Consider the following 23,001-nt stretch of genomic DNA (forward strand, 5'->3'; position numbering starts at 1 on the left):
CTTGCTCCAGTCCTCGGGGTCGGGCACCGCGTACCCGACAGGAGGGCCGCGACACGGGCCGCGCACGACCGCATTCGGCCCGATTTCGCCCTCTCCCCGGCTACTCCCTCTCCGGCTGCTCCTCCGCCGGCTTCTTCTCCCGCCCCGGCAGGAACTCCTGCATCTTCGCCTTGAAGCCCTGCCGGACCATGGCGCCCCGGTCGGCGTCGCCCCGCAGGATCGACGCGGCCGTCGCCTCCATCTGCTCCCAGGTCGCGTGCGGCGGGATCGGCGGAACGGCCGGGTCGGTCACGAACTCGATCACCGCCGGCCCGTCGGCCTCCAGCCCGGCCCGCCAGCCCGCCTCGACGTCCTCCGGCTTCTCCACCCGCACCCCGGTCAGGCCGAGCGACCGGGCGAAGGCCGCGTACTGCACGTCCGGCAGCTCCTGCGAGGGCAGGAAGGACGGCGCTCCTCCCATGGCCCGCATCTCCCAGGTGACCTGGTTCAGGTCGCGGTTGTTCCAGACGGCGACCACCAGCCGCGGGTCCTGCCACAGGTCCCGGTACTTCGCCGCCGTGATCAGCTCCGCCAGCCCGTTCATCTGCATCGCCCCGTCGCCGACCAGCGCGATCGCGGGCCGGTCCGGATGGGCGAACTTCGCGCCGATCGCGTACGGCACCCCGCAGCCCATCGTGGCCAGCGTCCCGGAGAGCGAGGAGCGCATGCCGGCGCGCATCGTCAGATGGCGGGCGTACCAGTTGGACGTCGAACCCGAGTCCGACGTGACGATCGCGTCGTCCGGCAGCAGCGGGTCCAGCGCCCGGGCCACGTACTCCGGGTTGATCGGATCCGCGGACAGCGCCGCCCGGCGCTCCATCACGTCCCGCCAGCGGTGCACGTTGTCGCACACCGTGTCGAACCACTCGCGTCCCCGGTCGCCGTCCAGCATCGGGATCAGCCGCCGCAGGGTCTCCTTGGCGTCCCCGACGAGATTCACCTCGTAGGGGTAGCGCATCCCCACCATGTGCGGGTCGATGTCGATCTGCACCCCTCGCGCGCTGCCGAACTCGGGCAGGAACTGCGAGTACGGGAAGGACGAACCGATGGTCAGCAGCGTGTCGCAGTCACGCATCATCTCGTACGACGGACGCGTGCCCAGCAGGCCGATCGAGCCGGTGACATACGGCAGTTCGTCGCTGAGCGCGTCCTTGCCCAGCAGCGCCTTGGCGACGCCCGCGCCGAGCAGCTCGGCGATCCGCTGCACCTCCGCGCGCGCCCCCGACGCGCCCTGGCCGATCAGGATCGCCACCTTGTCACCGGTGTTGAGCACCTCCGCCGCCCGGCGCAGCGAGTCCTCCGAGGGGACCGCCGTCCAGGCACTGCGGTCCAGGCTGGAGGGCACCATCTTGAACTCGTGCGTGGGCGGCGTGTAGTCGAGCTCCTGGACGTCCCCGGGGATGATGACCGCCGTGGGGGCCCGCCGCGCGTACGCGGTGCGGATCGCCCGGTCCAGCACGTTCGGCAACTGCTCCGGCACCGTCACCGTCTCCAGGAAGTCCGAGGCGACGTCCTTGAACAGCGAGTGCAGGTCCACCTCCTGCTGGTACGAGCCGCCCATCGCGCTGCGGTGCGTCTGGCCGACGATCGCCAGCACCGGCACATGGTCGAGTTTGGCGTCGTACAGTCCGTTCAGGAGATGGATCGCGCCCGGTCCCGACGTCGCGGCGCACACCCCGAGGCGACCGCTGAACTTGGCGTAGCCGACCGCCTGGAAGGCCGACATCTCCTCGTGCCGCGACTGGACGAAGCGCGGCTGGTTCTCGGCGCGGCCCCAGGCGGCGAGCAGGCCGTTGATGCCGTCGCCGGGGTATCCGAAGACCTGCTCCACACCCCACTCGCGCAGCCGTTCAAGGACGTGGTCGGAGACCTTGGTGCTCATGGAGTGACCTCCCGGACGAGACGACATGGCAGCACCCGTCACGAGTCACCCGCAGCCCGGCCCGAAAACCCGAGGTGTTTGCGCCCAGGGGCCACGGGCAGGCGCGCTTTCGTGCTTCGGACCGCAGGCACGTCCGTGGGAGCTGCCCGCAGGCTCCGCGTACGGCCCGTCCGACCGGCTGCGCGCTTCCGCGGTGACCCTCAAACCCAGAGCACCTCAAGGGAGTTGGGACGCACCATGCGAACCCGAGTGAGCGCGCGGCACCCGCACGACGACGCACCCGACACCGCCGACGCCTTCCGCCGGCTCGCCGCACTGCCGGCCGGCCCCGAGCGCGACGCGCTGCGCGACGAGCTGGTCGAGGCCTGGCTGCCCATGGCCGACCGGCTGGCCGGACGCTTCCGCAGCCGGGGCGAGAACCACGAGGACCTGCGCCAGGTCGCGGCGCTCGGACTGGTCAAGGCCGTCGACCGGTACGACCCCGCACGCGGCCACGCCTTCGAGAGCTACGCCGTCCCGACCGTCACCGGCGAGATCAAGCGGCACTTCCGGGACCACATGTGGACCCTCCACGTGCCGCGCCGGGTGCAGGACCTGCGCAACAAGGTGCGGGTCGCGATGCAGGAGCTGTCGGCGGACGGCCAGGACACCCCGGGGCGGCAGCCCGACGTGGCCGGGATCGCCCGGCACACCGGCATGACCGAGGAGGACGTACGGGCCGGGCTGGAGGCGCTGGAGAGCTACAGCGCGCTGTCCCTCGACGCCGAGTCGCCCGGCAGCGAGGACGGCCACTCGCTCGGCGACGCGCTCGGCGCGGCCGACCCCGCGCTCGAGACCGTGGTGGACCGCGAGGCCGTCAAGCCCCGGCTGGCCGCGCTGCCGGAGCGGGAGCGGGAGATCCTTTACATGCGGTTCTTCCGCGACATGACACAGAGCCGGATCGCCGAGCAGCTGGGCATCTCCCAGATGCACGTCTCCCGGCTGATCAACCGCTCCTGCGACCGGGTGCGGCAGGAAGTGATGCGGGAGAGGCCCTAGCCAAGTCGCGCGGGAGTGACGTGCGCCCACGGCGGGCTTGTCACCTGGTTGGGCGTGCCGTTCCCGCGAATGGGGTCCGGGCGCGGGCAGGAGTGGGGGCCGCGGGCTGTGATGGCTGTGGGGGGTGCGGATCCGTACCCCTCCACCGGTCTAAGGAGCCCCTCCCATGCGCCGCAGCGCCCGTGTCCTGTCCGTCCTCCTCATAGCCGGGGCTGCTCTGGGTGGGGCGGTTCCGCTCGCGTTCGCGGATCCGGAGGCGGAGGTGTCGCCCGCCGCCGCCCAGCCGGACGGCACGGTCACCGTCGCCGTCGTCTGCGACGCCCTGACCGGGACACCGCCCGAGGTGATCGAGGCGACCTCCGAGGCCTTCGCCGACGGCACGGTGGAGCTGAAGCTGGTCGTCGACGAGGAGGCCACCGCCACCGCGGCGGCCGGGCCCGTCTACGAGGGCAGCGCCCTCCTCCTGCCCGAGAGCACGTTCACCGCCGGTACGGCGGCCGCCGGCGCGGCGTCGGCGTGGACCGTCGACGGGACCTGCCCCGCTGTGGCCGGGGCGACGGCCAAGGCGTGGAGCGCGACCTTCACCGTGCCGCCCCAGGCCGCCGTCGGCGGGACACCCGTCTGCGCCGACGCGAAGCAGTGGTGCGGCGGCGGTCCCGCGATCGAGTACGGCGTGCGGGCCGGCAACGGCGGAAGTTTCGAGGACTCGGTGCCCGCGCTGGTCGCCGGCGGGCTGCTGATCGCCGGAGCGGCCGGTGCCGCCGGTCACCGGCTGTGGCGCAGGGACACGCGAGGGGACGCCTGAGGCGGCGCCCCGCTGGGTACGCAGAGCGAGAGCACGACCGGGACCGTACGCATCACACACCGCCCGACGCCCCGACCCGGCACCCGGGCGGCACCACACGGCACCGGCAGGCACCAGGCACGGGCGCGGAGGTACGTATGCGGCGGACGGAACCGGAAGGCCACGGGCCCGTCCGTTACGGGCCGCACTTCCCCGACGACGGCCTGCCCGTGCTGCCCGAGCTGTCCGCCGTGCTGGCCGCCGCCGCGGGCCGCGCCGCCGGCGAGCCGGTGGGCGGCGGCGGGGCACTGCGGGAGGCGGCGGCCGGCTACTGGGAGCGGCGGGGAATGGCCGCCGGTCCCGACCGCGTCGTTGCCGCGCCGGGCGCGCCCGCGTTGCTGCTGGCGCTGACCGCGGCCGTCGGCGGTGACGTGCTGGTGCCGCGGCCCTGCGCCGCCTGGTGGGCGCCGTACGCCCGGCTGCTGGGCCGGCCGGTGTTCCATGTGGCGACACCCGCCGAGTGCGGCGGCGTGCCGGATCCGTACGCCCTGCTGGAGACCGTGCGCCGGGTGCGCGCCGAGGGCGGGGACCCGCGGCTGCTGGTGCTGTCCGTCGCGGACGATCCCACGGCCACGGTGGCGCCGCCCGAACTGCTGCACGAGACCGTCGAGGCCGCCGCCGGCGAGGGACTGCACCTGGTCAGCGACGAGACCTGGCGGGACACCCTGCACGCACCGCACGCCACCGTGCTGCTCAGCCCGGCGGAGATGCTGCCCCGCCGGGCCACCGTCGTCACCGACCTGGCCGGTTCCCTGCTGCCCGCCGGATGGCCCGCCGCCGTGGCCCGGTTCCCCGAGGGCGAGGCCGGGGACGGGCTGCACGCGCGCGTGCTGGACGTGCTGACCGCCCTCGACGCCCGCGTCGCCGGACCGGTCGCCGCCGCGGCCGGCTACGCGCTGGGGGAGCCCGAGCCGCTCGCCGCCCACGCGCGCGCCGTCGTACGCCTGCACGCCGGCGTGGCCGAGGCCGCGCACCGTACGGCGATCGCCGCGGGCGCACTCTCCCCGCCGCCGCAGGCCGGCCGGCACCTGTACATGGACCTGAGCCCGCTGCGGTCCGGGCTCGCCGCGCACGACGTGGGGGACGCCCAGGAACTGGAGGACTTCCTCGCCGCCCGCCTCGGCACGCCCGCGCCGGGCGGTCACCGCTTCGGGGACGACCTGCCGGCACTGCGCGTACGGCTGTCCACCGGCCCGCTGCTGGGCCGCACCGACGCCGAGCGCGCGGAATGCCTCGCCTCCCCGGCGCCGTTGGAACTGCCGCACGTGGAACGCGCGTTGATCAACCTCAGGTCGGTACTCGACGATCTCCGTGACGACGCTCAGCGACGGGAGTCTCCTCGATGACGCAACAGTCCGAGTCGACCACGAGCACGCCCGCCCAGGAGGCCGACGACACGGCGTCCAGAGCGGCGGCACCGGCCGTGCCGCCGCTCACGCGGCCCTGCCCGCCGCTCGCCGAGCCCCGTCCGCTCGCCGAACCGCGCGTGTGGCCCCGCACCTTCCACGACCGGCTGACCGCGCCGCTGCCCGGCCTCAAGGCCGTCGCCCGGTTCGCCCGCGAAGGCGCCGTACGCCCCGGACGTGAGGGCCTCGCCGACATCCCCCGGGTCCCCTTCGCACCCGGCCCGCTGCCCCGAGTCGACGCCCGCACCATCGCCGTCACCTGGGCGGGACACGCCAGTTGGGTGCTGCGCGTCGGCGGGCTTACGGTACTCACCGACCCCGTCTGGTCCCGCCGCATCCTTGGCACCCCGGCGCGCATCACCCCGGTCGGGGTGCCCTGGAGCGAACTGCCCCGCGTCGACGCGGTGGTCATCAGCCACAACCACTACGACCACCTCGACGCCCCCACGCTGCGCCGGCTCCCGCGGGACACACCGGTGTTCGTGCCCGCCGGGCTCGGCCCCTGGTTCAAGCGCCGCCGCTTCACCCGCGTCACCGAGCTGGACTGGTGGGAGGCCGCCGAACTGGACGGCGTGCGCTTCGACTTCGTCCCCGCCCACCACTGGTCCAAGCGCACCCTGACCGACACCTGCCGCACCCTGTGGGGCGGCTGGGTGCTCACCGACCCCGACGGCGGGCGCGTCTACTTCGCGGGCGACACGGGCTACGGCCACTGGTTCTCGCGCATCGGCAGCCGCTACCCCGGCATCGACCTCGCGCTGATGCCGGTCGGCGCGTACGACCCGCGCTGGTGGCTCAGCGACGTGCACTGCGACCCCGAGGAGGCGGTCCGCGCCGTGGAGGACCTGGGCGCCCGGCGGATGGCCCCGATGCACTGGGGAACGTTCGTGCTGTCCGCGGAGCCGGTCCTCGAACCCCTCACCCGCACCCGCACCGCCTGGGCCCGCACAGGCCGCCCCCGCGACCACCTCTGGGACCTCCCCGTAGGAGCCTCCAGGACCCTGCCCCCCACCTCATGACCACGCCGGACACGAACGCGCTTCCCCGCAAAACGCCGGACGCGCACCCCGACCTCCAGGAACGCGGTTCTCCGCAAACGCCGGACGCGCGCCCCGACCTCCAGGAACGCGGTTCTCCGCAAACGCCGGACGCGCGCCCCGACCTCCAGGGGCGCGGGGAACTGCGCGACCAGCCACACACGACCCGCACCCCGAAGACACCCCGCACCCCCGGACACCGACCCGCCGAAAACCCCCCGCCCAAGAAAACCCCCCGCATCGAAACCCCCGCCCCCGGAGGCCTACCGCACGCGCCGCCAAACCCCCGGCACCACACTGACGACCAGCGTCAGCGCCACCGCCGCGACCACGCCCTCCCACGGCTCCGGAAACAGCGACCCACCCAGAATCCCGATCAACTGATACGTCACCGCCCACGCCAGACACGCCGGCAGATTCCCCCGGGCGAACCGCCGCATCGGCCACTTCGCCAGCAGACACGCCAGCATCACCGGCAGCCGGCCCGCCGGCACCAGCCGGGACAGCACCAGCACCGCGACACCGTGCGAGGCGAGTTTGTCCTGCGCCTGCGCGAGCCGCTCCTCCGGCGCCCGCGCCCGGATCCCCTCCAGCCACCGCGAGCCGTTCTTCGACTTCAGGCCGCGCCGCCCGAGCCAGTACAGCGTGGCGTCACCGAGGAAGGCGGCCAGCGACGCCGTCACGAACAGCAGCGCCAGCGAGAACGGCGCCGTCTGGTGGAAGGCGACCACCGCCGCCGAACTGACCAGCGCCCCCGTCGGCACGACGGGTATCAGCGCGCCCGCGAGCACCAGCAGGAACAGCGTCGGATAACCGAACGCCTGCTGGGTCGACTCGGCGGGTATCGGCGACGGCACCGCCGCGAGCCAGTTCACCGGGCGACCTCCGGCCGCACGCTCTGCCCGTGTCCCAGCAGATGCACCGCCACCTTCGGCGCCCGCACCGCCGCCAGCCGCACGAACTCGTCGCCGGGCGCGTGGAACTCGTGCGGCCGTACCGCGTCCATGCCGATCGGCCAGTACGTGCCGAAGTGCACCGGCACCGCGCTGCGCGGCGCCAGCCGGAGCAGCGCCTCGGCGGCCAGCCCGGGATCCAGGTGCCCGTGTCCGAGATAGGGGCCCCAGCCGCCGACCGGCAGCAGCGCCACGTCGACGGGTCCCACCTCCGCCGCCATGGTGTCGAACAGCCCGGTGTCCCCGGCGAAGTAGGTGCGGGCCTCGCCCTCGACGACGTAGCCGAGGGCGGGGACGCGGTGCGGTCCGACCGGCAGCCGCCGGCCGTCGTGCCGGGCGGGCACGGCCCGTACGGTCAGGTCGGCCACCCGGGTGGTGTCGCCGGGGGCCATCTCCGTCAGGCGCAGATGGGCCAGCCGGCGCAGCGCGGGTACCGCCCGGGGTGCGCCCCGGGGCACGAGCAGGCGCGTGCCCGGCGCGAGCCGGGCCAGGGACGGCACGTGCAGATGGTCGGCGTGCAGGTGGGAGACGAGGGCGACATCGGCACCCCAGGCACCGGGCGGGGGTATCGCGCCCCGGCGGCGGCGCAGGTGCGCGAGCCTGCGGGCGAACAGGGGATCGGTGAGCACCCGCGTGTCCGAATCGGCGACCGTGCAGGTGGCGTGCCCCCACCAGGTGATCTCCACCGGCACTTCTTTGCCTCCTTCGCGCGACTCCCCGAAGCCTACGGGCAGGAGTAGGGTCGGCGGCGAAACCCGGAGGTGAGGGGGCGCCATGGGAGCAATGCGCGTCACGGCGATCGCCAGTCTGACGCCGCTGGAGCAACTCGACGCGGACCCCTTCCTGGTCGACTCCCGCAGCCAGCACGCGATGTGCGCGCGCTGGGCGGCGGAGCGCGGGTACGTCGTCGCCCGGGAACTGCTGGTCCGCGCGCTGCGCCCCGACCACTGCGCCCTGTGGGACGGCGTGCGGCCCGGACGCGACCTCTTCGTGGCGCCGAGCCGCCGGGTGCTGGAGTGCGCCCTGGCGAACGTCGAGGAGTTCACCGCGGAGTGCGCGCGGCGCGGGGTGCGGGTCGAGACGGTCGGGCACGCCGAGCCGTCCTACGACGCCCAGATGAAGGCCCGGGTGCACCGGCGGCTGTCGATGCCGACGGCGGGCTACGACGGAGGCTGACGGACCGTCGTACCACCGGCGTACCGCCGTCCCACCGCCCCGCACCGGGGGAACGCGAGGGTTCCGGCACGCGTTATGACAATCTGGACGCAGGCCCGCGGCGGTGTCGGGCCGGGACGTGAGGTGTGCGGGGAGTGCTCGGAGGGCGTTGGCGGCGGGTCGTCAGCCAGGTGGGGCGGAGCGTCGCGGTGTGGGCCGTCAGCACCGTCACCATGCTCGTGCTCGCGGGGATCCTGCCGGACTTCCAGTTGCAGCACGCCGACGGCGACAGCGCCACCACGATCGCCGTGACCGCGGCCTTCGCGGCCGGCGCCTTCGGTCTGCTGTCGGCCCTGGTCTGGCCGCTGCTCGTCCGGCTCCTGCTGCTGGTGCCCGCGCTGGTGCTCGGTCTGCTGGTGTTCTTCCTCAACGGTGCGCTGCTGCTCGTGGCACTGCGTCTGAACCCGGCCGAGCGCGGCGCCGTCGATCCGGAGACGGCGGTGGTCGTGGCCGCCGTGATGTCCGCCGTCGCCTCCGCCACCGGCGCCGCGCTCGCCGTCCGCGACGACGACGCCTACCGGCGCCGCCTGTACCGCCTGGCCCACCGCGGCCGCCGCCCCGCCCCCGACGGGGCGGCACCCCCGGGCACCGTCTTCGTCCAGCTCGACGGCGTCGGGCACGACGTGCTGACGGCCGCCGTCGGCAAGGGGCTGATGCCGACGGTCGCCCGCTGGCTCGGCCACGGATCGGCCGAGGGCCCCGGCAGCGTCACCCACCGCCTCACCCCGTGGCGCACCGACTGGTCCAGCCAGACCGGCGCCAGCCAGCTCGGCATCCTGCACGGCAGCACCTTCGACGTCCCGGCCTTCCGCTGGTACGAGAAGGACACCCAGGAGGTGATGGTCAGCAACCGGCCGACCAGCGCCGCCGAACTCCAGCGCCGCGCCGTCGAGCGCACCGGCGACGGCGGACTGCTCACCGTCGACGGCGCCAGTCGCGGCAACCTCTTCAGCGGCGGAGCCGACGAGCAGGCCCTCGTGCTGTCCATCGCCACCCGGCGGCGCAGCCGCGAGACCCGCTCCCGGGCGGGCTACTTCGCGTACTTCTCCGACCCGGCCAACGCCGTGCGCACGGCGCTGTCCTTCGTCGCGGAGGCCGGCCGCGAGACGGTCCAGTCCACCCGGGCCCGGATACGCCGGGTCCGTCCGCGCGTCTCGCGCGGCGGCCTCTACCCCTTCGTCCGCGCCTTCGCGACCGTCGTGGAGCGCGATGTCGTCGTCGCCGCGGTCATGGGCGACCTGCTCGCCGGGCGCACCGCCGTCTACGCCGACCTGGTCGCCTACGACGAGGTGGCGCACCACTCGGGGCCGACGAGCAGGGACGCCGAGAAGGTCCTCGAACGCCTCGACCGGTCGCTCGCGCTGATCGAGAAGGTCGCCGAGCACGCCCCGCGCCCGTACCGGATCGTCGTCCTGTCCGACCACGGCCAGAGCCCCGGCGAGACCTTCCGCGCCCGCTACGGCCTCACCCTCGCCGACCTGGTCCGGGCCGGCTGCGGGCTGCCCGTGCCACGCCGTGCGCGCCGTACCCGCAGTGGCACCGAGGCCCGCGCCGCCGTCCGGGCCGCGCTGCGCCGGCCGGTGGAGGAGGAGTACGAGCAGGGCCGCCCCTCACGCCGCTCGGAGCCGGTCGTGCTGGCCTCCGGCAACCTGGGCCTGGTCTCCTTCCCGGACGTGCGCCACCGGATGAGCAGGGAGGAGATCGACGCCCGCCACCCGGCGCTGCTGCCGACCCTCGCGAACCATCCCGGCATCGGCTTCCTGCTGGTCAGCAGCGAGGAGCACGGCGGTGTCGTGCTCGGTGCGAACGGCGCCGAGACTCCCGTGGGCGAGCTGAGCGACGAAGACCCCGGGCCGCTGGCCGGGTTCGGGCCGGGGGCCGCGGACGCCGTGCGCCGCACGCACTCCTTCCCGCACACCGCCGACATCATGGTGAACTCCTTCCACGACCCGGCCGACGGCGAGGTCCTCGCCTTCGAGGAGCAGATCGGCTCGCACGGCGGGCTCGGCGGGTGCCAGGGGCGGCCCTTCCTGCTGTCGCCGCTCGACCTGTCCGCGCCGGTGGAGGACGGGGAGCCGCTGGTCGGTGCCGAGCAGGTGCACCGGGTGCTGCGCCGCTGGCTGCGGGAGGGCAACGGCCCCCAGGTGCCGCTGGACGATTCCCCGCGCACGGTCCGCGAGGCCACAGCTTTTCCGGTGCCGAACCAGCCCACACAGGACAATATCGTGTGATTTGGAGCGCCGACGGGCCATGCCCGACCATGAGCGACGTCCGGCGATCCCGGGCACCAGTTCGATGAGAGGCGCACCACCCCATGCACGTCACCGGGACCGTACCCCCTTCGGCTCCGGCCCCGCAGGAGAGCCCGGCGTCCCCCGCCGAGGCCCGGCAGACCCCCGCCGGCGACTCCGGCGGGCACGCCCGCCGCTTCGGCCTGCCCGTCGCGACCGCGCTGGTGATGGGCAACATCATCGGCGGCGGCATCTTCCTGCTCCCGGCCTCCGTCGCCCCCTTCGGCACCGTCAGCCTGGTCGCCTTCGGCGTGCTGACCCTCGGTGCCGTCGCCCTCGCCCTGGTCTTCGGGCGACTCGCCGCCCGCGACCCGCGCACCGGCGGGCCCTACGTCTACGCCCGCGCGGCCTTCGGCGACTTCGCCGGGTTCCTCGCCGCCTGGGCGTACTGGATCACCACCTGGGTGTCCAACGCGGCGCTCGCCGTCGCCGCCGTCGGCTACCTCGACGTCCTGATCCCGGTGAACGACCACCGCTGGACCGCGTGCCTCGCCGCGCTGGGCATCCAGTGGCTGCCGGCCCTCGCCAACTTCGCGGGCACCCGCTACGTGGGCGCCGTCCAGCTGGTCTCCACCGTGCTGAAGTTCGCGCCGCTGCTGCTCGTCGCCGTCGGCGGGCTGTTCTTCTTCGACCCGGACAACCTCGGCCCGTTCCACCCGGGCGACGGCAGCGCGATCGGCGCGGTCTCGGCCTCCGCCGCGATCCTGCTCTTCTCCTACCTCGGCGTGGAGTCCGCGGCCGTCAGCGCCGGGGAGGTCAAGAACCCGCGCCGCAACGTCGGACGGGCCACCGTCATCGGCACCGCGGGTGCCGCGTTCGTCTATCTGCTGGGCACGCTCGCGGTATTCGGCACGGTCGCGCACGACGACCTCGTGAACTCCACCGCCCCCTTCTCCGACGCCGTGAACGCCATGTTCGGCGGCGCGTGGGGCGGCTGGGCGGTCGCGCTCGCCGCGCTGGTCTCCATGACCGGCTGCCTCAACGGCTGGACGCTGCTGAGCGCGCAGACCCCGTACGCCGCCGCGAAGGACGGGCTGTTCCCGTCCGCCTTCGCCCGCAAGCGGCGCGGGGTCCCCACCTTCGGGGTCGGGGTCACCGTCGTCCTCGCCTCGCTGCTCACCGTCTACAACTACACGGCCGGCACCGCGAAGGTCTTCGAGGTCCTGGTCCTGGTCACCACGTTCACCGCGACCGTGCCGTATCTGCTGGCCGCGGCCGCCCAGCTCTTCCACCTCGCCTCCGGCCGAGGGGAACGCGTCGACCGCCGGCGGCTGGTGCGCGACACCGTGGTCGCGGCGGTCGCCGCCGCCTTCTCGATGTGGCTGGTCGCCGGCGCGGGATACGCGGCCGTCTACCAGGGCGTCCTGTTCCTGTTCGCCGGGGTGCTGGTGTACGCGGTCATGGCGGCGCGCGGGCGGCGTCAGGAGGGCAGCGCGCGGTAATTCGGCTGCGCGCCACCCGCGATCCGCTCACACTGGGCGACCGGACGTCCCGATCCGGGGGGTCCGTGCCGAGCCATCCAGAGGAGCCCCCGCGGTGCAGGCTGCCGTCACCGTCACCCCGTCTCGCATACCGGAACTTCTTCTCGGCCTGGCGACCGTGCGCCCGGTCTTCCTCTGGGGCGCCCCCGGCATCGGGAAGTCGTCCCTGGTACGGGAGTTCGCCGAGTCGCTGGGCCTGGAGTGCGTGAGCCTGCTGGGCACCCAGCTCGCGCCCGAGGACCTGATCGGCGTGCCGCAGATCAGGGACGGACGGTCGGTGTTCTGCCCGCCGGAGGCGATCGCCCGCGACGAGCCGTACTGCCTGTTCCTGGACGAGCTCAACGCGGCCACGCCCGATGTGCAGAAGGCGTTCTACTCGCTCATCCTGGACCGCCGGATCGGCGACTACGAACTCCCCAAGGGCTCGATCGTCATCGGCGCCGGCAACCGCGCCACCGACAACGCCCTCGCCCGCCCCATCGCCTCCGCGCTGGTCAACCGCCTGGCGCACGTGCATCTGGAGGCTTCCCCGAAGGACTGGCTGGTGTGGGCCGCGAACAACGGCATCCACGCGTGGATCCTGGACCACCTCACCGACCGGCCCGACCACCTGTGGTCCCGGCCGCCCAAGACCGAGGAGCCGTTCTCCACGCCCCGTTCCTGGCACATGCTCTCCGACGCCCTGCACTCCTTCGGCCGGGACCTCGACGAGGAGACGCTGAAGGTGCTCGCGCACGGCACGCTGACGCCCGCGCACGCGACCGCGTTCTGCGGCTACGTCAAGATCGTGCGCAGCCGGTTCGGCATCGAGGCCATCCTCAAGGGCGAGGCCCGCTGGCCGCACCGGATCGAGGACCGGGACCTGCTCTACTACCTCGCCGAGTCGTTCCGCGGCCGACTGGTCAAGGAACTGCCCGCGAGCAGGGAGCACATGTCGGGGCACGGACGGGAGACGGCGTACCGCGCGAAGTCGTTGCTGGTGCAGCTCGCCGAGATCTCCGTCGAGGTCGCGCAGGGCGTGATCGCCTCCGACCCCGACGGCAACCCGGTGCTGCCCGCGTGGTTCCTGATCGAAGCGGCCCGGGACATGCCGCGACTGGTGGAGGCCCGGCGGTGAGCCGGACCCGGGCGAAGGGGAACGGGAAGGGGAAGGGGAACAAGAAGCGGGACGTGGCCGGGGAGGCGTTCGCGGAGGGCATGCGGCTCGTCCTGGCCAACCCGGCACTGCGGGCCGTCGACTTCGACACCTGCCGGGACGAGAACTGCGAACTGGCGCCCCGGGAGGGCCTGATCCGGGTGGATTCCGAGGGCGTGCTGCACTCCCACCCGGACCGGCTGGCCGACGGCCGCGACTGGGCCTGGGCCGTCGCGCACGCCGTGATCCACCTCGGCTTCGGCCATGTTCCCGCCGCCAAGGGCGACCGTGTCCAGCCCGACCACCACGAACTCGCCGCCCGCTGCGCGGTGGTCAACCGCTTCCTGCTCACGTTCCCCGTCGGCCGTACGCCCGAGCACCTGCCCGATTCCTATCCCGACGGCGACGAGGAACAGCTCGCCGCCCGCTGGCGGCGGGACGGCGTTCCGGCGGCGTACGAGCGCTGCGGCACCGCGGGCGCGGAGGCCGACCAGCTGCTGCTCACCTGGTACGGCCGGTTCGGGCAGCCCCCGGACCGGCAGCTCGCGTTCGCCCACGCGCTGACCCGGACCATGTCCGCGGCGCTGGACATGGCGGGCGGTCGCCGCGACAGCCTCGACGGGACCCTCGCGCCCGCCCGCCCCTGGGAGCGCGCGCTGCGCTGGTTCATCTCCTCCTACCCGCTGCTCGGCGGCATCGCGGCCGGCATCAAGCTGGTCGCCGACGCCGAACTGACCCGCGCCCACGGCATCGCGGTCGCCGCCGTGAACGCCGAGGCCGGTGAGATCTACATCAACCCGCTGCGCCGCTTCGACGACGAGGAGTGGCGCTTCGTCCTCGCCCACGAGATGCTGCACGCCGCCCTGCGCCACGGCGACCGCCGCGGCACGCGCGACCCGTTCCTCTTCAACGTCGCCTGCGACTACGTCGTCAACGGCTGGCTCTGCGAGATGCAGGTCGGCGCCCTGCCCGAAGGACTGCTGCACGACCGGGAACTGGCGGGCCTGTCCGCCGAGGAGGTCTACGACCGCATCGCCGGCGACCCGCGCCGGATGCGCCGGCTGTCCACGCCGTGCGGCAGGGGGCGCCCCGACATCCTCGGCGCCCCGCTCGGCGCCCCCGGCGCCTACGTCGACCTCGACGAGTTCTACCGGCGCGGCCTCGCCGGCGGGCTGGATCTGCACCGGCGCCAGGAGCGCGGCTTCCTGCCCGGCGGCCTGGTCGAGGAGATCCGTGCCCTCAGCCATCCGCCGCTGCCCTGGGACGCGCGGCTCGCCCGCTGGTTCGACGAGTTCGTGCCCCGTCCGGAGCCGGTGCGCTCCTACGCCCGGCCCGCGCGGCGCCAGGCGTCCACTCCCGACATCCCCCGGGCGGGCCGCCACTTCCCGCCCGAGGAGGTCGCACGGTGCACCTTCGGCGTCGTCCTCGACACCTCCGGCTCCATGGAGCGGACGCTGCTCGGCAAGGCGCTGGGCGCCATCGCCTCCTACGCCGAGGCCCGTGACGTGCCCGCCGCGCGCGTCGTGTTCTGCGACGCGGCCGCGCACGACGCGGGCTATCTGCCGGTCGCCGAGATCGCCGGACGGGTGCGGGTGCACGGCCGCGGCGGTACGGTCCTGCAGCCCGGAATCGACCTGCTGCACCGGGCGGAGGACTTCCCGCCGGGCGCCCCCGTCCTGGTGATCACCGACGGCTGGTGCGACGCGCTGCGGGTGCGGCGCGAGCACGCCTACCTGATTCCCCAGGGCGCCCGGCTGCCGTTCACCGCACGTGGTCCGGTGTTTCGCGTGCGGTGAGCCGGAATGTGATCGGATAGGGGCCGAGAACCCCGGAAACGGGGTCGCATCGAGAGCATGCGAAAGGAACAACCGTGGCAACCACGCGCTCCGCACACACCGTCTGGGAAGGCAACCTGCTCGAGGGCAACGGCGTCGTCACCTTCGACTCCTCCGGCATCGGCCAGCAGCCGGTGTCGTGGCCGTCGCGCGCCGAGCAGGCGAACGGCAAGACCAGCCCCGAGGAGCTGATCGCCGCCGCCCACTCCAGCTGCTTCTCCATGGCCCTGTCGCACGGCCTGGCCGGCGCCGGCACCCCGCCCACCAAGCTCGTCACCTCGGCCGATGTGACGTTCCAGCCGGGTGAGGGCATCACCGGCATCGCCCTGACCGTCGAGGGCACCGTCCCCGGCCTGGACAACGACGCGTTCGTCGCCGCCGCCGAGGACGCGAAGGCCAACTGCCCGGTGAGCCAGGCCCTGAAGGCCGTCCCGATCACCCTGTCGGCGAAGCTCGCCTGAGGCACGCAGCACCAGAGCCAGGCCGTCCCCGCGGGGACGGCCTGACCGTGCGGAGGAGACCGCCATGCCGCCACGCCCCGCCGTCTGTGCCCACCGGGGTGGCGGCGAGCGCTTCGGCCCCGCCACCTGGGAGGCCTACGAGGACGCCCTGCTGTCGGGCGCGGAGTACGCCGAGTTCGACATCCGGCGCACCGCCGACGGGGTGCTCGTCGTCCACCACGACGCCCGGGCCGGGCACGACGGTCCGCCGCTGACCGCGCTCACCCACGCCGAGCTCAGCGCGCGCACCGGACGTCCGGTCCCCGTGGTGGAGGACGTCATGGAGCTGCTCGCCGGGAAGCTCGTCGCCCACCTGGACCTCAAGGAGACCGGGTACGAGCGTGCGCTCGTCGATCGCGCGGTCGCTCTGCTCGGCCGGGACGGATTCGTCGTCACCACTCTGGAGGATCGTTCCGTCGCCGCCATCTCCGGCGCCTTCCCCGGGGTCCGCACGGCCCTTTCGCTCGGCCGGGGCGGCGCCAGGATCGCGCCGGCGCGGCTGGCCGCCGTCCGGGCGAGCGAGCTGTTCCCGATGCGACGGGTGCGGGCCTGCGGGGCGCACGGCGTCGCCGTGCACCAGCGCCTGGCCAGGGCGAACGTACTGCGCGAGGCCGCCCGGCACGGCCTGTACACCATGGTGTGGACGGTCAACGAGGAGCCCGCGATGCGGACCTTCCTCGGTGACGCGCGGGTCGACGTCCTGATCACCGACCGCCCCCGGCACGCCGTGGCCCTGCGCGACGGCGCCCCGGACGGCGCGGCCCCGTCGGAGGGGACCCGCGCCACCCGGCCGGACGCACCGGCCCGGGAGCCGCGCGCGGACTGAGCGGGCCCTGCCCGGGTATGTACGTCTATGGCCGCCTGCATGACCGTTCGCACGACCTGGGGCCCCATTGACAGGAGCCCACCGGCGTTCTGTGCTGGACTTCAAGGGGCGCCCTGGCGGAAGGGGACAGCGATGGCACGCGCGGTCGGAATCGATCTCGGGACCACGAACTCCGTGGTGGCCGTCCTGGAGGGCGGCGACCCCACGGTCGTCGCGAATGCGGAGGGGGCGAGGACCACACCGTCGGTCGTGGCCTTCGCCAAGAACGGCGAGGTGCTCGTCGGCGAGGTCGCCAAGCGGCAGGCCGTGACCAACGTCGAGCGCACCGCGCGCTCGGTCAAGCGGTACATGGGCGACGCGAGCTGGCGCTTTCCCGAGGAGGGCTCCGTCGACGGCACCCGCTACCGGGCCCAGGAGCTGTCGGCGCGGGTACTGCAGAAACTGAAGCGGGACGCCGAGGCGTATCTCGGCGAGGACGTCACGGACGCGGTGATCACCGTGCCCGCGTACTTCGACGACGCCCAGCGGCAGGCGACCAAGGAAGCCGGGGAGATCGCGGGCCTGAAGGTGCTGCGGATCATCAACGAACCCACCGCCGCCGCCCTCGCCTACGGTCTCGACCGGGGCGAGGAGCAGACCGTCCTCGTCTTCGACCTCGGCGGCGGCACCTTCGACGTCTCGCTCCTGGAGATCGGCGACGGCGTCATCGAGGTCAAGGCCACCAACGGTGACACCCACCTCGGCGGCGACGACTGGGACCAGCGGATCGTCGAGTACCTCGTCAAACGTTTCAAGGGGCACAACGGCATCGACCTCGGCAACGACAAGATGGCGCTCCAGCGGCTCCGCGAGGGCGCCGAGCGGGCCAAGATCGAACTGTCCAGCTCCTCGGAGACGACGATCAACCTGCCGTACATCACCGCCTCCGCCGAGGGCCCGCTGCACCTGGACGAGAAGCTCACCCGCGCCCAGTTCCAGGAGCTCACCGCCGATCTCCTCGACCGCTGCAAGACACCCTTCCACCAGGCGGTCAAGGACGCCGGCGTCAAGCTCGCCGCGATCGACCACGTCATCCTCGTGGGCGGCTCCACCCGGATGCCCGCCGTGACCGACCTGGTCAAGGAGCTGACCGGCAAGGAGCCGCACAAGGGCGTCAACCCGGACGAGGTGGTGGCCGTCGGAGCCGCCCTCCAGGCCGGTGTCATCCGCGGCGACGTCAAGGACGTGCTGCTCCTCGACGTCACCCCGCTGTCCCTGGGCATCGAGACCAAGGGCGGCATCATGACCAAGCTGATCGAGCGCAACACGACGATCCCGACCCGGCGTTCGGAGATCTTCACGACGGCCACCGACAACCAGCCGTCGGTCGGTATCCAGGTCTACCAGGGCGAACGCGAGATCGCCGCCTACAACAAGAAGCTCGGCACCTTCGACCTCACCGGCCTGCCGCCCGCCCCCCGCGGTGTCCCGCAGATCGAGGTCGCCTTCGACATCGACGCCAACGGCATCATGCACGTCTCCGCCAAGGACCTCGCTACCGGCCGGGAGCAGAAGATGACCGTCACCGGCGGCTCCGCGCTGCCGAAGGACGACATCGACCGCATGATGCGGGAGGCCGAGCAGTACGCCGAGGAGGACCGGGGGCGCCGGGAGGCCGCCGAGACGCGCAACCAGGCCGAGCAACTCGTGTACCAGACGGAGAAGTTCCTGCGGGAGAACGAGGAGCGCGTCCCGGCCGACACCCGCGCGGAGGTCGAGTCGGCGATCACGGAACTGAAGCAGACGCTGGAGCGCGACGCGGACACCGGTGAGCTGCGGGCCGGCGTCGAGAAGCTCGCCGGCGTCAGCCAGCGGATGGGCCAGGCCATGTACGCGCAGGCCCAGCAGACGCCGGCCGGGGACGCCGCCGGGGGCGACGGGGAGCGTGCCGCCCCGCAGGACGAGGACGTCGTGGACGCGGAGATCGTCGACGACGAGCGGGACACCAAGGGCGGCGCGGCCTGAACCGCCGGGCGGCGGGCGGCGTCACGGAATCTCCTCGATCCGGCGCCTCCCGCGCACGGTCCTGGTCTGTTTCCGGCCAGGTGAGCCCCCGCATGTGCGCATAGGGGGGAGAGTTTGTGCGCACCCTGGAGACTGTTAGCCTGCGGCGTATTTCTCCGCCGCACGGATCCATGAACAGTCGGCATTGCCCCTGGGAGGGGAACGAGGGTGCGCATGACCAGCAACACGAGCGAGGTCGCCGAGTCGGTGCCGGGCGACCAGGAGCTCAGGCGGCTCCTGGCGGGCCTGACAGCGGTCCGGGACGGTGACTTCGGCACGCGGCTGCCCGAGGACGCCGACGGCCTCATGGGCGACATCGCCACGGTGTTCAACGGCATGGTGGACCAGCTGTCCGTGTTCACCTCCGAGGTCACCCGCGTCGCCCGCGAGGTGGGCACCGAGGGGACGCTCGGGGGCCAGGCGGAGGTGCCGGGGGTCTCCGGCACCTGGGCCGATCTGACCGACTCGGTCAACGCCATGGCCGGCAACCTCACCACCCAGGTCCGCGACATCGCCCAGGTGGCGACGGCGGTGGCCAAGGGCGACCTTTCCCAGAAGATCGACGTGCCGGCGCGGGGCGAGATCCTGGAGCTGAAGGAGACCGTCAACACGATGGTCGACCAGCTCTCGGCCTTCGCCGACGAGGTCACGCGTGTCGCCCGGGAGGTCGGCAGCGAGGGCCGGCTCGGCGGCCAGGCCAAGGTGCCCGGGGTCGCGGGCGTCTGGCGCGATCTGACCGACTCGGTCAACCTCATGGCGGGCAACCTGACCTCCCAGGTCCGCAATGTCGCCCAGGTGACGACGGCGGTGGCCAAGGGCGATCTCTCGCAGAAGATCACGGTGGACGCGCGGGGCGAGATCCTGGAGCTGAAGAACACCATCAACACGATGGTCGACCAGCTCTCCGCCTTCGCGGACGAGGTGACCCGGGTGGCCCGTGAGGTGGGCACCGAGGGGCGCCTCGGCGGCCAGGCGGACGTCAAGGGTGTCAAGGGCACCTGGCGTGACCTCACCGACTCGGTGAACTTCATGGCGGGCAACCTGACCTCCCAGGTCCGCAACGTCGCCCAGGTCGCCACCGCGGTGGCCAAGGGCGATCTCTCGCAGAAGATCACCGTCGACGCGCGCGGCGAGATCCTGGAGCTGAAGAACACCATCAACACGATGGTCGACCAGCTCTCCGCGTTCGCCGACGAGGTGACCCGGGTGGCCCGTGAGGTGGGCACCGAGGGAAGCCTCGGCGGCCAGGCGCACGTGCGGGGCGTCTCGGGCACCTGGAAGGACCTCACCGACAACGTCAACGTGATGGCGTCGAAGCTGACGAGCCAGGTCCGCTCCATCGCCCAGGTCGCCACGGCGGTCGCGCGCGGCGACCTGTCGCAGAAGATCACCGTCGAGGCCAAGGGCGAGGTCGCCGCCCTCGCGGACGTCATCAACACCATGGTCGACACGCTCTCCGCGTTCGCCGACGAGGTGACCCGGGTGGCCCGTGAGGTGGGCACCGAGGGGCGCCTCGGCGGCCAGGCCCAGGTGCCGAACGTGGCGGGCACCTGGAAGGACCTCACCGACAACGTCAACTCGATGGCCAACAACCTCACCGGCCAGGTCCGCAACATCGCCCTGGTCACGACCGCGGTGGCCAGGGGCGACCTGTCCAAGAAGATCGACGTCGACGCGCGCGGCGAGATCCTGGAGCTGAAGACGACCATCAACACGATGGTCGACCAGCTCTCCGCGTTCGCCGACGAGGTCACCCGGGTGGCCCGTGAGGTGGGCACCGAGGGACGCCTCGGCGGCCAGGCCGAGGTGGAGGGCGTCTCCGGCACCTGGAAGCGGCTGACCGAGAACGTCAACGAGCTGGCCGGCAACCTGACCCGGCAGGTCCGTGCGATCGCCGAGGTGGCCAGCGCCGTCGCCGAGGGCGACCTGACCCGGTCCATCACCGTGGAGGCCTCCGGCGAGGTCGCCGAGCTCAAGGACAACATCAACTCCATGGTGGAGTCCCTGCGCGAGACGACCATGGCCAACCAGGAGCAGGACTGGCTCAAGACCAACCTGGCGCGGATCGCCGGCCTCATGCAGGGCCACCGCGACCTGCCCGTCGTGGCCGAGCTGATCATGGACGAACTGGTGCCGCTGGTCTCCGCCCAGTACGGCGCCTTCTACCTCGCCGAGGACCGCGCGCAGGGCCCCGAGCTGCGGCTCGTCGGCTCCTACGGCCGCCCCGAGGACGACACGCGGCCCGACCGCATCCCCTTCGGCCGCTCCCTGGTGGGCCAGGCCGCCCGCAGCCGCCGCACGATCTCGGTCGACCAGCTGCCGCCGGACTACGTGACCATCTCCTCCGGCCTCGGCCGGACCGTGCCGAGCGCCCTGCTCCTGCTGCCGATCCTCTTCGAGGACCAGGTCCTCGGCGTGATCGAGCTGGCCTCCGTCACGTCCTTCACCCCGATCCACCGGGACCTGCTGGAACAGCTGCGCGAGACCATCGGCGTCAACGTCAACACGATCGTGGCCAACGCCCGTACCGACGAGCTGCTCGGCGAGTCGCAGCGTCTGACGGCCGAACTCCAGGTCCGCTCGGCCGAGTTGCAGGCACAGCAGGAGGAGTTGCAGCGCTCCAACGCCGAACTGGAGGACAAGGCCTCGCTGCTGGCGACCCAGAACCGCGACATCGAGGCGAAGAACCTCCAGATCGAGCAGGCCCGGCAGGAACTGGAGGCGCGGGCGCAGCAGCTGGCGCTGGCCTCGAAGTACAAGTCGGAGTTCCTCGCGAACATGAGCCACGAGCTGCGCACCCCGCTCAACAGCCTGCTCATCCTGGCCCAGTTGCTCGCCCAGAACCCCTCGCGCAACCTCACCCAGAAGCAGGTCGAGTACGCGGGCATCATCCACTCCGCCGGCTCCGACCTGCTCCAGCTGATCAACGACATCCTCGATCTGTCCAAGGTCGAGGCCGGGAAGATGGACGTCGCCCCGGAGCGGGTGTCGCTGCGCCAGCTCATCGAGTACGTCGAGGCCACCTTCCGGCCCATGACGACGCAGAAGGGCCTGGAGTTCACGGTCACCACCTCGCCGGGCGCGCCCGGCGACCTGCTGACCGACGACTCCCGCCTGCGTCAGGTGCTGCGCAACCTGCTCTCCAACGCGGTGAAGTTCACCGAGCAGGGCGGCGTCGAGCTGTTCATCCAGCCGGCCGCGGACGAGGAGGTGCCCGAGGGGGTCGTCAAGGGCGGCGCCGTGGTCGCGTTCCGCGTGAAGGACACCGGGATCGGGATCCAGGAGCAGCAACTGGAGTCCATCTTCGGCGCCTTCCAGCAGGCGGACGGCACCACCAGCCGCAAGTACGGCGGCACCGGCCTCGGCCTGTCCATCACGCGGGAGATCGCCCATCTGCTCGGCGGCGCGGTCACCGTCGACAGCACGCCCGGCCGGGGCAGTACCTTCACCCTCTTCCTGCCGGTGACCCGGCCCGACTTCGAGGCGCTGGCCGGCCGGTTCCCGGAGAAGCCGGCGGAACTGCCCGCGGCGACCACCTCCCTCGACCCCCCTGAGACCGCCGGCCGTCCGGGCGTTGCCGGGCGGGGACCGCGCCGACGCCGGCTGCTCGTCGTGGAGGAGCGGCCCCGGGGCCTGCTGACCCTGGTCGCCGAGAGCGTCGTCGCGGACGTGGCCCGGCACGGCGCGGACGAGGCGGTGCCGCGGCCCGACGTGGACCTGATCACCGCCGTGGGCGCCCAGGAGGCGGCGGGGGCGCTGGCCGCGGAACCCTGCCACTGCGTCGTCCTCGACCTGGACATGCCGGACGACGAGGCCACCCGGTTCCTGGAGGCGCTCCAGGGCGACTCGGCCCTCGCCGACGTGCCCGTACTGGTGCACAGCAGCCACCGTCCGGACGTGGCGCGGGCCTGGGCGTTGCGCTCCCACGCGGACGACGGGGCGCTGGAGTTCCTCTCCAGCCTCGACGAACTGCGCGAGCGCATCGCGCTGCACCTGTCCGCCGAGGAGCCCGGGGACGTCCTGACCCTGGTGCGGGCGGAGGAGCCGCAGAACCTCGCCTCGCCCGTCGTCGACCGCTCCTTCGCCGGCCGCACCGTGCTGGTCGTCGACGACGACGCGCGCAACCTCTTCGCGCTCAGCGGCATCCTGGAGCTGCACGGCTTCCGGGTGCTGCACGCGGAGGACGGCCGCAAGGGCATCGAGACGCTCGTGGACAATCCGGACGTGTCCCTGGTGCTGATGGACGTGATGATGCCGGAGATGGACGGATACACGGCGACCGCCGAGATCCGCAGGATGCCCCGGTACGCGGACCTGCCCATCATCGCCGTCACCGCCAAGGCGATGCCCGGCGACCGGGAGAAGTCCCTGGCGTCGGGGGCCAGCGACTACGTCACCAAGCCCGTCGACACCCATGACCTGATCACCTGCGTACGGCGCTGGCTGGCCCCCTGAGCGCCGCAGCCCGCCCCCGCG

16 protein-coding genes are annotated in these 23,001 nt (G+C 73.0%); 13 read left to right on the plus strand and 3 right to left on the minus strand.

All coding sequences use genetic code 11. The annotated features are described in order from the left end of the window. Window positions 1–100: 100 nt before the first annotated feature. Entirely contained in the window at window positions 101–1,921 is a 1,821-nt protein-coding gene (locus ACIP2X_RS01075) for a thiamine pyrophosphate-requiring protein (RefSeq protein ID WP_401665815.1), read from the minus strand. Window positions 1,922–2,158: 237 nt separating this feature from the next. Here ACIP2X_RS01075 and ACIP2X_RS01080 point away from each other — a divergent pair, with 237 nt between their 5' ends. From ACIP2X_RS01080 to ACIP2X_RS01095, 4 genes are all read left to right on the plus strand, one after another. Then, window positions 2,159–2,959, plus strand: coding sequence for an RNA polymerase sigma factor SigF (locus ACIP2X_RS01080; protein ID WP_401665817.1), 801 nt, complete (start codon window positions 2,159–2,161; stop codon window positions 2,957–2,959). 166 nt (window positions 2,960–3,125) lie between these two features. Continuing rightward, the gene (locus ACIP2X_RS01085; protein ID WP_401665819.1) at window positions 3,126–3,764 is read left to right on the plus strand and encodes a hypothetical protein; all 639 of its coding nucleotides are present in this window, start codon (window positions 3,126–3,128) and stop codon (window positions 3,762–3,764) included. 137 nt (window positions 3,765–3,901) lie between these two features. Continuing rightward, window positions 3,902–5,149: an aminotransferase class I/II-fold pyridoxal phosphate-dependent enzyme gene (locus tag ACIP2X_RS01090; RefSeq protein WP_401665821.1), complete on the plus strand. Its 1,248-nt coding sequence runs from the start codon at window positions 3,902–3,904 to the stop codon at window positions 5,147–5,149. Then, complete coding sequence (locus ACIP2X_RS01095; RefSeq protein ID WP_401665824.1) at window positions 5,146–6,228, plus strand: MBL fold metallo-hydrolase; 1,083 nt, start codon at window positions 5,146–5,148, stop codon at window positions 6,226–6,228. The genes ACIP2X_RS01090 and ACIP2X_RS01095 overlap by 4 nt, the downstream gene beginning before the upstream one ends. Window positions 6,229–6,509: 281 nt before the next feature. Here ACIP2X_RS01095 and ACIP2X_RS01100 read toward each other — a convergent pair whose 3' ends face one another. Next, window positions 6,510–7,121: a DedA family protein gene (locus ACIP2X_RS01100; protein WP_401665827.1), complete on the minus strand. Its 612-nt coding sequence runs from the start codon at window positions 7,119–7,121 to the stop codon at window positions 6,510–6,512. Beyond that, window positions 7,118–7,891: an MBL fold metallo-hydrolase gene (locus ACIP2X_RS01105; RefSeq protein WP_401665830.1), complete on the minus strand. Its 774-nt coding sequence runs from the start codon at window positions 7,889–7,891 to the stop codon at window positions 7,118–7,120. Before ACIP2X_RS01105 ends, ACIP2X_RS01100 begins: the two co-directional genes overlap by 4 nt. A gap of 82 nt (window positions 7,892–7,973) precedes the next feature. Between ACIP2X_RS01105 and ACIP2X_RS01110 the strand changes: the two genes are divergently transcribed. The 9 genes from ACIP2X_RS01110 to ACIP2X_RS01150 all read left to right on the plus strand — a co-directional run bounded on the left by ACIP2X_RS01110 (window position 7,974) and on the right by ACIP2X_RS01150 (window position 22,980). Then, the gene (locus tag ACIP2X_RS01110; RefSeq protein ID WP_401665832.1) at window positions 7,974–8,375 is read left to right on the plus strand and encodes a hypothetical protein; all 402 of its coding nucleotides are present in this window, start codon (window positions 7,974–7,976) and stop codon (window positions 8,373–8,375) included. A gap of 125 nt (window positions 8,376–8,500) precedes the next feature. After that, window positions 8,501–10,645, plus strand: coding sequence for a phage holin family protein (locus ACIP2X_RS01115; RefSeq protein ID WP_401665835.1), 2,145 nt, complete (start codon window positions 8,501–8,503; stop codon window positions 10,643–10,645). A gap of 83 nt (window positions 10,646–10,728) precedes the next feature. After that, the gene (locus ACIP2X_RS01120) at window positions 10,729–12,147 is read left to right on the plus strand and encodes an amino acid permease (RefSeq protein WP_401665838.1); all 1,419 of its coding nucleotides are present in this window, start codon (window positions 10,729–10,731) and stop codon (window positions 12,145–12,147) included. Window positions 12,148–12,241: 94 nt separating this feature from the next. Beyond that, on the plus strand, window positions 12,242–13,303 hold the full coding sequence (locus ACIP2X_RS01125; protein WP_401665840.1) for an ATP-binding protein: 1,062 nt from the start codon (window positions 12,242–12,244) through the stop codon (window positions 13,301–13,303). Next, a complete protein-coding gene (locus ACIP2X_RS01130) occupies window positions 13,300–15,117 on the plus strand; it encodes a hypothetical protein (protein WP_401665842.1) in 1,818 nt (605 codons plus the stop codon). Before ACIP2X_RS01125 ends, ACIP2X_RS01130 begins: the two co-directional genes overlap by 4 nt. A gap of 74 nt (window positions 15,118–15,191) precedes the next feature. Next, complete coding sequence (locus ACIP2X_RS01135; RefSeq protein ID WP_401665845.1) at window positions 15,192–15,617, plus strand: OsmC family protein; 426 nt, start codon at window positions 15,192–15,194, stop codon at window positions 15,615–15,617. A gap of 64 nt (window positions 15,618–15,681) precedes the next feature. After that, a complete protein-coding gene (locus ACIP2X_RS01140) occupies window positions 15,682–16,482 on the plus strand; it encodes a glycerophosphodiester phosphodiesterase family protein (RefSeq protein ID WP_401665847.1) in 801 nt (266 codons plus the stop codon). 132 nt (window positions 16,483–16,614) lie between these two features. After that, window positions 16,615–18,486, plus strand: a complete 1,872-nt coding sequence (gene dnaK / locus ACIP2X_RS01145) for a molecular chaperone DnaK (RefSeq protein ID WP_401665849.1) — start codon at window positions 16,615–16,617, stop codon at window positions 18,484–18,486. A gap of 213 nt (window positions 18,487–18,699) precedes the next feature. Continuing rightward, a complete protein-coding gene (locus tag ACIP2X_RS01150) occupies window positions 18,700–22,980 on the plus strand; it encodes a HAMP domain-containing protein (protein WP_401665851.1) in 4,281 nt (1,426 codons plus the stop codon). The last annotated feature ends 21 nt before the right edge of the window (window positions 22,981–23,001 follow it).

Source organism: Streptomyces sp. NPDC089424 (assembly GCF_044749345.1).
Classification (GTDB): domain Bacteria; phylum Actinomycetota; class Actinomycetes; order Streptomycetales; family Streptomycetaceae; genus Streptomyces.

Coding starts and splice junctions, on each gene's coding strand:
- ACIP2X_RS01120 (WP_401665838.1), top strand. CDS start 10,729: ATGCACGTCACCGGGACCGTACCCCCTTCGGCTCCGGCCCCGCAGGAG.
- ACIP2X_RS01095 (WP_401665824.1), top strand. CDS start 5,146: ATGACGCAACAGTCCGAGTCGACCACGAGCACGCCCGCCCAGGAGGCC.
- dnaK (WP_401665849.1), top strand. CDS start 16,615: ATGGCACGCGCGGTCGGAATCGATCTCGGGACCACGAACTCCGTGGTG.
- ACIP2X_RS01075 (WP_401665815.1), bottom strand. CDS start 1,921: ATGAGCACCAAGGTCTCCGACCACGTCCTTGAACGGCTGCGCGAGTGG.
- ACIP2X_RS01085 (WP_401665819.1), top strand. CDS start 3,126: ATGCGCCGCAGCGCCCGTGTCCTGTCCGTCCTCCTCATAGCCGGGGCT.
- ACIP2X_RS01140 (WP_401665847.1), top strand. CDS start 15,682: ATGCCGCCACGCCCCGCCGTCTGTGCCCACCGGGGTGGCGGCGAGCGC.
- ACIP2X_RS01090 (WP_401665821.1), top strand. CDS start 3,902: ATGCGGCGGACGGAACCGGAAGGCCACGGGCCCGTCCGTTACGGGCCG.
- ACIP2X_RS01080 (WP_401665817.1), top strand. CDS start 2,159: ATGCGAACCCGAGTGAGCGCGCGGCACCCGCACGACGACGCACCCGAC.
- ACIP2X_RS01150 (WP_401665851.1), top strand. CDS start 18,700: ATGACCAGCAACACGAGCGAGGTCGCCGAGTCGGTGCCGGGCGACCAG.
- ACIP2X_RS01110 (WP_401665832.1), top strand. CDS start 7,974: ATGGGAGCAATGCGCGTCACGGCGATCGCCAGTCTGACGCCGCTGGAG.